Raw genomic sequence first — 12567 nt, 5'->3', positions numbered from 1 at the left:
TTCATGTAATGAAGCAGAAGTTGTTTATTTTCACCCTGGATATAAGTAAAAGGACCCTCTGTTAAAGGGTCCTTTTTTGTTGTTGCTGCTGTTGGATATTTTCGTGGATGACCTTCGGCACCTCTTCCAATGCCGTGATGGTATACATCGATGTCTCAGGATTGGGCTGTAGTTCCACAATGTTATATTGCCACTCGTTAGGTTGTTTGATATATATGCTATGGATGCCGGCGGTCACTGCTGGCATGATATCCGTGCGCAGTGAATTTCCAATCATCCATGTTGCACGACGTTCAAACGGGCCGGTTGAGAGGATGCCTTCAAGCGCCTCAATGTTCTTGTGCTGACGAATGTAAATTCGGTCATCAAAGTAAGCCGATAGCTTCATTTGGTCAATTTTCCGTTGCTGAATTACGGTTTCTCCGCCTGTGTACAGGTAGAGGGCATGTCCGGCCGATTTTAAGTTTTCCAACGTTTCAACCATATGCGGATAAGGTTCAACCTCTTGGTCGTACACACTCATGCCCAGTTTGGTGAGATAAGACTCTTCTTGGAGAGAAGTCGGCTTAGCAAACTTCTTGGAAAAGTAACGGTACGTATCAATAAGGGATTGTGGAAAATGGTGGCTTGCAAATCCCACTTTGTTGACTCCGGTCACATCGATTTCCAGCTGTTTCTCCCGGATCTGTTGAACGGTCAGGGCATGTCCGTCAAACCATTCTTGCATGTTCTCAAAGAACTCGCCAAGCACCAGGTTAAAATATTTATTGCAATACACCAATGTATCGTCAAGATCAAACATAATATGCTGTTTAATTATTTTCATATCAAAATTCACTCCTTGCAGCCAGCAGGTCCACAGATGTTCACATGTCTATGCGAATATAGGATTCCAGGAACATATTCAATTCAGATACGCCATCCGGCCGGATACTATATTTCTCTTTGCGGTTACTGCCAAGCAGATGAGTTCGTAGCAAACCGGCGATACGAAGAGCCATAACCTGGTCTTTAACCATATCCTCGTCTTTGCCCAGTTCTTCACACATCTCAGCAAGCGATTTCGGCTCCTCTGATACATAACGAAGCAGACGGAGTCTTTCTGGATCAGCCAGAGCATGGGTGAAACGAAGCAGGCAGGTTGGCGGCTGATCCTCATCTTCTTCGGGAGCATCCACGGGATACTGCATAATCATCATGCCCTCGTAGAAACAGTACATATTAATGGGGCGGTTGTGAACGGTTGGAAATAGAATGACCTCATCCAGCCCAGGCATCGGTTCAACCAAAACACCGGCAGTGGCATACTCAATGAGTAATTCCGGTCCCATTTTATCAAGCAAAATGCGTTTTTCCTCAGCGTCTTCCTCCAACCAGGTACGATAATCCTCACTCATATGCTGGCAGTAATGCTGATCCCAGAGTCGAAGCAGGGGAACATAGCTGTCCCGAATACGAGTTGATTCTTCTATGGTAAGACTGGGCAGCAAAGGTGAAACGCGTGCGAACAGTTCATTGGCTGACTGGCCCGCAAGCATGTCCAGAAAATCGCGATTTTCTGTGGAAGCATCTCGGTATGCAGCCCATGCGAACAGGACGTCAAAGTCATCAAAAGGCCAAGTAGAAGCAGGTGCGAGCGCAGCTCGTACATTGGAACTTAGTTTGCCTTCCACTTCAATAATCCATTCTGGACCAACATCGAGATGTTGAATCCATTTCTTCGTTACATATACCAAAAAACTGTTGAGCATTTCATATATCGGTGAAACATCAATTTTAACATGATAAGCCATATGTTGCAGAATCCTCCCGTCACATCTAAATGTACGCAGCGACTTAAGTACTATTATGGCTTGTTTTGCAGGGCGTTGTCCACTATAATGTTCAAGTCCGGGGCAAAGCCCCGGTGTAACCATGCCTGATTAACAGAATAGTTATAACATGCGAAAGGTCGTCAGTGATGGCGATTTTTCTTTGTATGCTTGCAGGAGGAATGAAATTTAGTGTCATCTACAACCAAAACCAAATTGTCAAATTCTACATCGAACTATCTCGTACTGATAACCGTTATTGTTGTAGCGGGTATAAGTCAGGGACTTTTATTGCCAGTGCTGTCCATTTTCCTGGAGCAAAAGGGAGTTTCTTCGGGTTTGAACGGATTAAATGCTGCCGCATTATACGTTGGTTCTTTTGCCATGACTCTGGTCGCTGAACGACTGCTGGGAGCGATCGGTTTCAAAAAGCTGATCATCGGCGGTCTGTTATTTGTCATGATTCCCCTCATGTTGTTTCCTTATTTTCCAGATATCAAAATCTGGTTCATTTTGCGTCTGGTTGTCGGAATCGGTGACAGTGCACTTCATTATGCTGCGCAATTATGGGTTCTCCTGGTTACGGCACCCGAGAAGCGGGGACGATACATTTCTCTTTACGGCATGTCCTATGGACTTGGATTCAGTATTGGGCCTTTGGGAATCAAGCTGCTCGGCTTTGGTGATGCTGTTCCATTCTGGGTATTATTTGTTTGTATGGCGGCTGTACTCTGCCTGGTATTAATGAAGCTTCCCGATACGAAGCCCGAAAAAACAGAGCATGGGCAGCTGCCTGAACGTCGATTCCGTCGAAGCCTGGCGTGGGCATGGTATGCATTGTTGCCTGCTTTGTTATATGGATACATGGAAGCCGGGATGAATAGCAACTTCCCTGTTTACGGACTGCGTATTGGATTCGATGCCAATCAGATATCTTCGTTACTGCCGTTCGTCGGAATCGGTGGTTTGTTTCTTCAATTACCTCTGGGTATGTTAAGCGACCGATATGGTCGGAAGAAGACGTTGATGTTTGCCGGTATAACGGGCGGCATCGTCTTTATGCTAATTCCCGTGGCAGGCACACACTTCTGGTGGACACTTGTGCTGCTGACGATAGCTGGTGGTTTGGTAGGGTCGTTTTTCTCGCTTGGCTTGGCCTATGCCGCAGATATTCTCCCTAAAGCGCTTCTGCCTGCAGCGAACGTGGTTGCTTCGTTTCATTTTACGATTGGGAGCATTATAGGACCGAATCTGGGTGGGCAAGTCATCAACTGGATCTCACCGGGAAGCATGTTTACTTTGCTTGGATTCATGTATCTTCTTTTTGGTGCAGCAGGTGTGTTATTTCGTCGTAAACCTGCGCTCGAATCTGTGTTAAAATAGAAGCTGGTGTTCGCATGGAAATTGATGTCCATTTCCGAGTACACTAGTAGTTAGGGAAAAACATGGACAAGAGGAGACATCGCGATGATCAGAGTGGAAGGCTTAAGCAAATCCGTAGGGGCGGACCGGGTTCCGGTTCTGCGGGATATTCGATTTGATATGCAACAGGGAGAAATGATTGCAATAGTCGGTTCAAGCGGGAGCGGAAAAAGCATGCTGCTTAAATGCCTTGCCATGATGGAGAAATGGGATGGCGGCCGATTTACGGTGGACGGTGCCGAGATTTTGAAAGAGGGCTGGTCCGGAAAACGGAAAATTAAACGGGAATGGGCATACTTGGAACAGAATCCGCAATTGTATCCGAGACGTACTGCTTTGAAGAACGTATTGATCGGTAGGTCGGGTCAGACCCCTTTGTGGAGAATGGTGACGGGCATGGTACGTTCCGATGATTATATGGGCGCCATGGATTATCTGGAGGGATTGGGATTACTGGATAAAGCGCACATGACGGCAGAGAAGCTCAGTGGTGGTGAGAAGCAGCGTGTTGCCATTGCCCGGGCGCTTGCACATGGCGCCAAAGTTGTCTTGGCGGATGAGCCGGTAGTCGGTCTTGATCCTCATACCGCAGATGCGGTCCTGGAGACACTGCGCAAATTGTGCGAAGAAGAACGGGCTACCGTAATTGCGGTATTGCCGATTGAACTGGCAGAGAAACATGCCACCCGCATTTGGGGGCTATCAGAAGGCAAAATTGTTTTCGACATTCGGGGGCGTCGATTGACACAGCAAGAAAAAAATATGATTTAAACTATTGAAAAGAGTGATGAATTTGCTTAATTCACGGTGGGGACGGCTGTTGGCAGGCGGAGCAGTAAGTATCTTGCTCGGTTCAGTCCTTAGCGGATGTACTGTCATAAGCGATCCTAAAGGCATGATGAGAAAACCATTGATGTCTACAGACAAGGAAAAATTATTAAATGTGGTCCAGCACGAGCAGCCACCTGAAAGCAAATTGATTCGTCCGAAAGACATGAATAATACCAGTATGATTCGTGTAGAAGATCTGAATGGAGATGGTACTCGAGAAGCTATCGTTTTCTATGAGACTCCTAATGAAAATGTGCGAATTCATGGCATGTTACTGGAAGAACAGGTGGGCTCTTGGGTTAAAAAGCTGACTTTTGACGTTCCGGGAAATGAATTGCAATCTTTCAAGGTGTTGGACATTACAAATGATGGGAACCCGGATATTATTCTCGGTGTCAGTTTGCAGGAACAGAAAGCATTAACTGCGTATTCTTATAAAGGTGGAGCGCTTGAGCAAGTATTGGGTGGTGTTCCATACAACCAATATATTATAGATGACGTTCAGGGGAACACGCTGGATCTGAACGGGGACAACAAAAATGACTTCACGATCTTATCTTTGAACAATAGCGGGTTTGTATCCATTGCGTTGTATCAATACGACGAGGGCAGCTTCAAGGAAGTTGACAGGATGCAGACGGACTATACGGTGAAAGAGATCTATAATGCTTTAGGTGGTCAGATTGCGAAAGGTAGAATGGGTGTAGTACTGGATTTGGAGCTGGATGATCGAAGTACATTCTCACAGATCGTATATGTAAAAGATAACAAATTAGTGAATGCATTCAAATCGCCTGATCAAACCTACAGAGATGACAAAATTTTAAGCGGTGATGTCAACAATGATGGTATTATTGAGTTTGGATTGAAGGAAACACCTAAAGGCTGGGAGCATTATGTATTTGATTCCCGGATGTGGTTCTATACCTTCTATCAATGGGACGGTAAAAATGATAAGAAATTTGTCTCCTTCCAATACCGGGACGATGCCGACCTATTCCACTTAAACCTGAAACCTGAATGGTATGGAAAGATTACCATTGATACGAAATCGGAAAAAGAAAAATATATTCGTTTCAAAATGATTGACACAGATGAAACGGTAGGAGAAATCAAATATTTTACTCTTTCTCAGTGGGATCAGGAAAAGGGTAAAAATTGGAAGGAAATAACTCGTACCAATGATCGGGTCATCGCTTCACGCGGTGCGCAACTGGATGCGGATGAGGGATTGCTTAACAATATTGCAACTGAATAGAAAGGAAGAACTTAATGAGTAAAGTACTTATTCTTGAGGATGAAGAATCCATCCGCAGTTTTATTGTTATTAATTTAAAAAGAAATGGATTTGAAGTACTTGAGGCAGGGGACGGGCATGAAGCCCTTCGCATACTGCAAACTGTACCAGATATTGATCTGGCTTTGCTAGATGTTATGGTCCCTGGCATTGACGGATTCGAAGTGTGTCGGCGCATTCGTGAAACGAATGAGCGGCTTGGCATTATTTTTCTGACAGCGAAGGTACAGGAACAAGATAAGGTATATGCGTTATCAGTCGGAGCGGACGATCATGTAAGTAAGCCTTTCAGTCCAACAGAGCTGATCGCAAGGATACAATCCTTGCTGCGCCGGGTGAACGTACATCGGGAAACGGCTGCCAAGGTAACGTTCCAGTCAGGACCGTTTTCACTGGATCTGATCTCGAAGCAATTTAAAAAGCAGAATGAATTAATTGAACTAACACCGACAGAGTTCTCACTGATCCAATTTTTCCTGGAAAAAGAAAATACACCACTTAGTCGTGATGTGTTACTGGATCATGTGTGGGGCAAAGAGTATATGGGTGATCCGAAAATTGTAGATGTAAACATTCGTCGCTTGCGCCAGAAAATTGAGAACAATCCTTCCGAACCTGAATACCTGCAGACTGTATGGGGTCACGGGTATAAATGGAAGGGCCGGGATCAATGATCAAAAAAGGAATTACCCGGCAGATCGTACTACATTATTTTATTGTAGTGTTTCTGGCTCTGCTGTTGGTGGAATTTGTATTTATGCTGGCGATTCAAAGATATTATTATGAAAGTATTTATAATACAATCAGTACCCATATCTCCAACTCAAAGGATTTTTTTGAGCCTCTAGCCCGTGAAAGCAATACCGAAGACGGGAAGAACCTTTCCAAACTTCTTGTTAATTTGGCACTTGATAATACTGAACTTGAAATTCTGGATTTGAGTGGTCATGTGGTAGCCAGTTCGACTGCTTTTGAATCTGATCGTGCCGTATTGCAAACCAGTGATATTCAACAGGCTTTGAATGGTGGCATGGGACGGTGGGTAGGCAGACAACCGGGCACTGGCGAGCAGGTGATGGCCGTCTCACACAAGTTTGATCTAGGCGGCGAAAACACCTATGTTATTCGATACCTGACCTCGCTCGACAACGTAAATTCCAAGTTATTGTTCATGGGTATGCTTGCCATTGCGGTTGGTATTGGTGTGCTTGCCATTGTCTTGATTATAAGTATTGGTATGGCAAACTCCATTGTACGTCCGATAAACAACATTACGGCAGTGTCTGCTCAGATGGCCCGAGGCCGGCTGGATGTCAGGGTTAAAGGAAATTATAAGCACGAACTGGGCGAATTGGCATCGACGCTTAACTTCATGGCACATGAAATCGTGCGAAGTAATCAGATCAAGGATGATTTTATCTCTTCGATTTCACATGAATTAAGAACACCCCTGACCAGTATCAAGGGCTGGAGTGAGACACTGGATTCAGGTGGTTATGATCCGGAAGAAACCCGTATTGGGATGGGGATTATCTCCAAGGAAACCGAACGACTGATTGGACTTGTTGAGGAGATGTTGGATTTCTCCAAATTACAACAGAATCAGATGAAGCTGGTCAAAGGAACCGTCAACATACGTGAAATTGTGCAGGAAACGATGTTAAATGTCTGGGCCAAAGCAGAACAAAAACAGGTTCATCTCAAGTTGGAAACGGATGAGACTCGTGCTTATAATGTCCATGGAGACGGCAACAGACTGAAACAAGTCTTCCTGAACATTGTGGATAATGCGATCAAATTTTCACATGAGAATTCCTGGATCTTCTTGTCCGTCAAAGAGGTGAATGGTCAGATCATTGCAGCTGTTCAGGACACCGGTATCGGAATCAGTGAAGAACATCTTATTAAAGTACGTGACCGTTTCTTCCAGGTAAATCACCAAAATGGAGGGACAGGACTGGGGCTTGCGATTACGCAGGAATTGGTCGAACTGCATGAGGGGACAATTACGATGCAAAGTGAACTCGGAACGGGAACAACGGTAACGGTGTCGTTACCAGCTTTGCAGGAGGAAGAGACGGTGGAGGAAGACACTGTGCAGAATAATGAAGTGGAAGATAAACTCACTTCAGACTTAACTCAACCTGAATCTGGTCAGAATAAGTAACCGTGTCTTCAATACCCTAAGCGTATCAAATAGGTTTTAAGGTTGAATAGTAACAAAGAGCACCAAAAAGGCGAGCCATATTCGGCTCGCCTTTTATTATCTTTATGAGGAAAGTTCACCAGCGCGCAGGCGTCCGCTTTTCTCATACACTTCTTTGAGCATACGAACAGGTTGTGTACGCACTGCCGGTTTGGCGGTGACAATTTCATTGGGTCCTACTACCACAATTTCATCTGCAGTGCCTTTGACGATGGCACCGTCCTTAATGATGGCACCTTCACCAATGATGGCACGTTCGATATGAACCCCACGGCCTACCCGTGCGTTTGGCATAATTACACTGTCTTTAACCTCTGAACCTTTGCCGGTCTCAGCCCCGCAGAAAATAACAGAGCGTTCTGCTCGACCTTCAATGGCGCAGGATTCATGAATCATGGATGCCAGAAGTTCAGCCCGCGTATTACGTGCTTTGTATGCACTTGGTTTAGATCTCCAGTCACGAGTGAACATCGGCCAATCTTCTTTATGCAGGCTCCAGTTTTCATCGTTATGAAGCAGATCCATATGTGCATCCCACAGACTCTTAACCGTACCTACATCCTTCCAGTACCCATTAAAGTTGTAGACGAAGAGAGGTGTATTTTCGTTCAGCATCTGAGGAATCACATCTTTACCAAAGTCATGGCTGGATTCCGGGTTTGCAGCATCTTCAATCAGGTGACGCTTCAGGTAATCCCATTTGAACATATAAATCCCCATGGAAGCCAAGTTGCTTTTGGGTTCGGCCGGTTTCTCCGCAAACTCGGTAACACGCGAATTGGCGTCCGCTGCCATAATACCGAAACGATGTGCTTCATCCCATGGAACCTCCATAACAGAAATGGTGGCTACCGCTTCATTCGCTTTATGAGCTTCCAGCATCTCACGGTAATTCATATGGTAGATATGATCACCCGACAAAATTAGAACATTTTCGGGGTTTTGTTGATCAATATAGTCTATATTTTTATAAATAGCATCCGCAGTTCCCAAGTATTCGTCATTTCCTGTATGATAAGATGGAAGTAAGGAAATTCCAGCTTCACCTGAAGTTCCATGTCCCCAAGGTTCTCCTCCGCCAATGTGATCATGTAATGAATCAGCTTGATACTGCGTCAGTACACCTACTGTGTCGATGCCTGAGTTTACGCAGTTGCTGAGAGGAAAATCGATAATCCGGTAGTGCCCGCCAAACGGTACAGCGGGTTTTGCGATACTTGAGGTTAAAGGGGCTAATCGCTTCCCTTCTCCTCCCGCCAACAGCATAGCGATGCAATCTTTATTAAACATAATCGTTTCCCTCCCGAGATATTTGTTCAGTGTAGTACATACATAAACGCAATGCGGAGCTATTGAAACGATGTATACTGTAAAAATCCTGAAAAATTACAACATTTTTTTACACACCGCATTTTTCTTTTCAACTTGGCTAGAATGGGGTAATGGTTACTGTTACATCTATTTTCTGGAGAAGAAGGTGATCTCTTGGCCATTCAACCATTGGCAAACCCGGAAATATCGCCGGAGCATATTTATTTGTTTCATGAAGGAAACCTTCATCACAGTTATCGAATATTGGGCGCACAGCCTACGATCGAAGATCATCGTCAGGGGTATCGCTTTACCGTGTGGGCTCCTAATGCCAAAGAAGTAGGTCTAGCGCTTGACCGCAATGATTGGAAAGGTGAACAGGAACCATTATATAAGATACCCGATTCTGGATTTTGGACTCGTTTTTTTCCGGAAATCAGTGAAGGAACTTTATACAAATTCCGTATATTAACGGAAGAGGGTACCGAATTGCTTAAAGCGGATCCCTATGCATTTCATGCTGAAGTCCGTCCACGTACAGCTTCTATAACAAGTTCCATAGAAGGTTACAAATGGAATGACGGGGCGTGGAGACGCAAACAACGATCCATGTATAACAAACCTCTACATATTTATGAAATGCATGCAGGAACATGGAAACGTAAAGAGGACGGTACCCTCTACAGTTATCGTGAAATTGCCGACTTGCTTGTTCCTTATTTATTGGAGATGAAATATACCCATGTAGAGATGATGCCCCTGAGTGAACATCCATACGACCTTTCGTGGGGATATCAAAATACAGGTTTTTACGCGCCAACAAGTCGTTACGGGCAGCCCAAAGATTTGATGTACCTGGTCGATACGCTACATCAGGCCGGAATTGGTGTATTACTTGACTGGGTTCCTGCACATTTTGCAAAGGACGCACATGGTTTGCGTTTGTTTGATGGAACACCTTTGTATGAATACGCAGATCCGCTGTTAGCGGAGAGACCAGGCTGGGGCACCTTAAGCTTTGATTACTCCAAACCTGAGATTCGTTCGTTCTTGATTTCCAATGCCCTGTACTGGATGGAAATGTACCATTTTGATGGACTGCGTGTTGACGCAGTGACCAGCATGCTTAAACTGGATTTCGAAAAGCAACCGGGACAATTCCGAACCAATAACGAAGGTGGTCTGGAAAACAAGGAAGCGGTCGCTTTTTTACAGCAGCTTAATGAGACCGTCTTTAAATACTTTCCATATGCACTGATGATGGCAGAAGAATCCAGTGCATGGCCGATGGTGACATGGCCAGTGGATCAAGGCGGATTAGGTTTCAACTATAAATGGAACATGGGATGGATGAACGATACGCTGGATTACATGAAATCAGATTTTCACGAGCGTCCCTCCAAACATCATTTGCTGACATTCCCGGTCGTATACTCCTTTGCTGAAAATTACGTGCTTCCTCTGTCTCATGACGAGGTCGTTCACGGCAAAAAGTCGCTTCTAGACAAAATGCCAGGAACATACGAGCAGAAATTTGCCGGCATGCGTGCCTTTTTGGGTTACTTTATGACATTCCCAGGCAAAAAGCTGCTGTTTATGGGTGGAGAATTTGGCCAGTTTATCGAATGGAAAGATGAAGATGAACTGGACTGGTTTTTGCTGAACTATGACAGTCACCGTAAACTCCACAAGTTTGAACGGGATCTGTCCGAGTTATACTTGGGCGAAAAAGCTTTGTGGGAGCTTGATCATTCCTTTGAAGGGTATGAATGGATAACTCCGGATGATCAGGACCAGAGCGTCATTTCATATGTGCGCAAAGGAAAAAAACCTGCGGATACACTCCTTGTGCTCATTAACTTTCAGCCTGTCAAGCGGGAGCGTTACCGGATTGGCGTCATGCGTCCCGGTATGTACACCGAAGTCCTGAACAGTGATCATTCCGATTACGGAGGATCAGGTATACTTAATGATATGCAGGTGGCTACTGAAAAGATTCCTTTTCATGGTCAGCCATATAGCCTTGAGCTGGTCCTGCCTCCGCTAGGCGTAGTTATTTTAAAAAAGAATCCTCGTCGGAAAACGGATACATCGACACTTGAAGTGAAATCCGTAAGATCAAGAACCATCGCACCGAAAGAAAGGAAAACAAGTACTACAAGTACTACAAGTACATCGGGTAAATCGAAGAGGAGGACGAAGGCATGAACATTCTATTTGCTGCTGCTGAAGTACATCCATTTATCAAAACAGGAGGTCTTGCTGACGTCATTGGTGCATTGCCACAGGCATTGAAAAAAAGCGGGGCAGATGTTCGTGTCATTTTGCCCAAATACAAAGGTATTCCAGATGAATACAAAGACGCCTTGGAACCAGTTATTACAACGGAAGTACCTCTGGGTTGGCGCAGACCCTATTGTGGGATTGAACAGTTGGTGCATGACGGCATTACGGTCTACTTCGTTGACAATGAATACTATTTTGGACGTGACGGTGTGTACGGGTATATGGATGATGGCGAGCGTTTTGCTTTCTTCAATCGCGCTGTTCTCGAAGTTTTGCCGCAAATCGAATTCAAGCCGGATGTATTGCACTGTCATGACTGGCACGCAGGGATGATTCCTTTATTGCTGGAAGCTCATTATGCTCATGATTCTTTCTACAGTGAGATGAGAACGGTGTTCACCATACATAACTTGTTATATCAAGGTGTGTTCCCACATGAGCTATTTAGTGATCTGCTGGAGTTGGATGATCGGTATTTTACGGTGGATGGGGCAGAGTATTACGGTAACGTCAATTTCCTGAAAGCAGGTATTGTGTATGCGAATCATGTAACGACGGTCAGTCCCACGTATGCGAAGGAAGTACAAACTTCCTATTATGGCTATGGTCTAGATGGATTGCTTGCCTCGCTTGGGGACCGATTCAGTGGAATCGTGAATGGGATTGACACCAAAAGTTACAACCCTGCAGCAGACAACAAAATTTCTGTGAAATACAGAACGAGCCTGTCCAAGAAAATAGAGAACAAGATTGAGCTGCAGAAGGAATTAGGATTGCCTGTACGTCCGGATGCCCCTCTTATGGTCATGGTTACAAGGCTTGTGGATTCCAAAGGATTGGATCTGGTATGTCGAGTATTGGATGAGTTGTTGTATTATGACGACATTCAGTTTGCCGTATTGGGTACGGGTGATCCGGCTTATGAGCATTGGTTCCGTGAGGCAGCCAATCGTTATCCGCTAAAAATGTCAGCCCAGATTACATTCAACGATGGATTGTCTCGCCGTTTCTATGCAGGTAGTGATCTGTTCTTGATGCCATCGAGATTCGAACCATGTGGTATTAGCCAGTTGCTTGCACTCCGTTATGGCAGCGTACCCCTTGTCCGTGAAACAGGGGGTCTGAACGATACCGTGCAGGCATACAATGAATTCAGCGGTGAAGGGAATGGATTTTCATTTACAAGCTTTAACGCCCATGACATGATGAATACCATTCGCCGTGCCGAGGAATTTTACCGTCAACCAGAGCACTGGAAAAAGATTGTGAGAAACGCAATGAGCGGGGACTACAGCTGGAACGTATCAGCTGAAGAGTATATGAATATTTATCGCCGCATTACGCTAGAATCCAAAAAATAGTCCTTCAAATGAGCCGCAGTTTAAACGTACTGCGGTTTTTTT

10 protein-coding genes are annotated in these 12567 nt (G+C 44.9%); 7 read left to right on the top strand and 3 right to left on the bottom strand.

The features are described 5' to 3' along the window. Positions 1-61: 61 nt before the first annotated feature. Together JNUCC31_RS01350 and JNUCC31_RS01345 are read right to left on the bottom strand one after the other, a co-directional pair. A complete protein-coding gene (locus JNUCC31_RS01350) occupies positions 62-826 on the bottom strand; it encodes an HAD family hydrolase (RefSeq protein WP_192267862.1) in 765 nt (254 codons plus the stop codon). A 40-nt stretch (positions 827-866) separates the two neighbouring features. Next, complete coding sequence (locus JNUCC31_RS01345) at positions 867-1793, bottom strand: ArsR/SmtB family transcription factor (protein WP_192267860.1); 927 nt, start codon at positions 1791-1793, stop codon at positions 867-869. 210 nt (positions 1794-2003) lie between these two features. Here JNUCC31_RS01345 and JNUCC31_RS01340 point away from each other — a divergent pair, with 210 nt between their 5' ends. From JNUCC31_RS01340 to JNUCC31_RS01320, 5 genes are all read left to right on the top strand, one after another. Next, the gene (locus JNUCC31_RS01340) at positions 2004-3194 is read left to right on the top strand and encodes an MFS transporter (protein ID WP_416234358.1); all 1191 of its coding nucleotides are present in this window, start codon (positions 2004-2006) and stop codon (positions 3192-3194) included. An 84-nt stretch (positions 3195-3278) separates the two neighbouring features. Then, positions 3279-4004, top strand: coding sequence for a phosphonate ABC transporter ATP-binding protein (locus JNUCC31_RS01335; protein WP_192267858.1), 726 nt, complete (start codon positions 3279-3281; stop codon positions 4002-4004). 16 nt (positions 4005-4020) lie between these two features. Continuing rightward, positions 4021-5322 (top strand): hypothetical protein, encoded by a 1302-nt coding sequence (locus JNUCC31_RS01330; protein ID WP_228469433.1) that lies wholly within the window; start codon positions 4021-4023, stop codon positions 5320-5322. A 14-nt stretch (positions 5323-5336) separates the two neighbouring features. Beyond that, the gene (locus tag JNUCC31_RS01325; RefSeq protein ID WP_024634004.1) at positions 5337-6035 is read left to right on the top strand and encodes a response regulator transcription factor; all 699 of its coding nucleotides are present in this window, start codon (positions 5337-5339) and stop codon (positions 6033-6035) included. Beyond that, entirely contained in the window at positions 6032-7528 is a 1497-nt protein-coding gene (locus tag JNUCC31_RS01320) for a sensor histidine kinase (RefSeq protein WP_228469431.1), read from the top strand. The genes JNUCC31_RS01325 and JNUCC31_RS01320 overlap by 4 nt, the downstream gene beginning before the upstream one ends. 102 nt (positions 7529-7630) lie before the next feature. Here JNUCC31_RS01320 and JNUCC31_RS01315 read toward each other — a convergent pair whose 3' ends face one another. After that, on the bottom strand, positions 7631-8857 hold the full coding sequence (locus tag JNUCC31_RS01315) for a glucose-1-phosphate adenylyltransferase (protein WP_192267854.1): 1227 nt from the start codon (positions 8855-8857) through the stop codon (positions 7631-7633). A gap of 195 nt (positions 8858-9052) precedes the next feature. Between JNUCC31_RS01315 and glgB the strand changes: the two genes are divergently transcribed. Both glgB and glgA read left to right on the top strand, forming a co-directional pair. Further along, positions 9053-11086 carry a 1,4-alpha-glucan branching protein GlgB gene (gene glgB / locus JNUCC31_RS01310; protein WP_192267852.1) on the top strand — a complete coding sequence of 678 codons (2034 nt, stop codon included), beginning with the start codon at positions 9053-9055 and terminating at the stop codon, positions 11084-11086. After that, positions 11083-12525, top strand: a complete 1443-nt coding sequence (gene glgA / locus JNUCC31_RS01305; RefSeq protein ID WP_192267850.1) for a glycogen synthase GlgA — start codon at positions 11083-11085, stop codon at positions 12523-12525. Before glgB ends, glgA begins: the two co-directional genes overlap by 4 nt. The last annotated feature ends 42 nt before the right edge of the window (positions 12526-12567 follow it).

The sequence above is a fragment of the Paenibacillus sp. JNUCC-31 genome, assembly GCF_014844075.1.
Taxonomy (GTDB): Bacteria; Bacillota; Bacilli; order Paenibacillales; family Paenibacillaceae; genus Paenibacillus.
Note: the sequence above shows the minus strand (reverse complement) of the source record. Positions and strands in the feature narration are given on the sequence as shown.

Coding starts and splice junctions, on each gene's coding strand:
- JNUCC31_RS01350 (WP_192267862.1), bottom strand. CDS start 826: ATGAAAATAATTAAACAGCATATTATGTTTGATCTTGACGATACATTG.
- JNUCC31_RS01345 (WP_192267860.1), bottom strand. CDS start 1,793: ATGGCTTATCATGTTAAAATTGATGTTTCACCGATATATGAAATGCTC.
- JNUCC31_RS01335 (WP_192267858.1), top strand. CDS start 3,279: ATGATCAGAGTGGAAGGCTTAAGCAAATCCGTAGGGGCGGACCGGGTT.
- JNUCC31_RS01330 (WP_228469433.1), top strand. CDS start 4,021: ATGAATTTGCTTAATTCACGGTGGGGACGGCTGTTGGCAGGCGGAGCA.
- JNUCC31_RS01325 (WP_024634004.1), top strand. CDS start 5,337: ATGAGTAAAGTACTTATTCTTGAGGATGAAGAATCCATCCGCAGTTTT.
- JNUCC31_RS01320 (WP_228469431.1), top strand. CDS start 6,032: ATGATCAAAAAAGGAATTACCCGGCAGATCGTACTACATTATTTTATT.
- JNUCC31_RS01315 (WP_192267854.1), bottom strand. CDS start 8,857: ATGTTTAATAAAGATTGCATCGCTATGCTGTTGGCGGGAGGAGAAGGG.
- glgA (WP_192267850.1), top strand. CDS start 11,083: ATGAACATTCTATTTGCTGCTGCTGAAGTACATCCATTTATCAAAACA.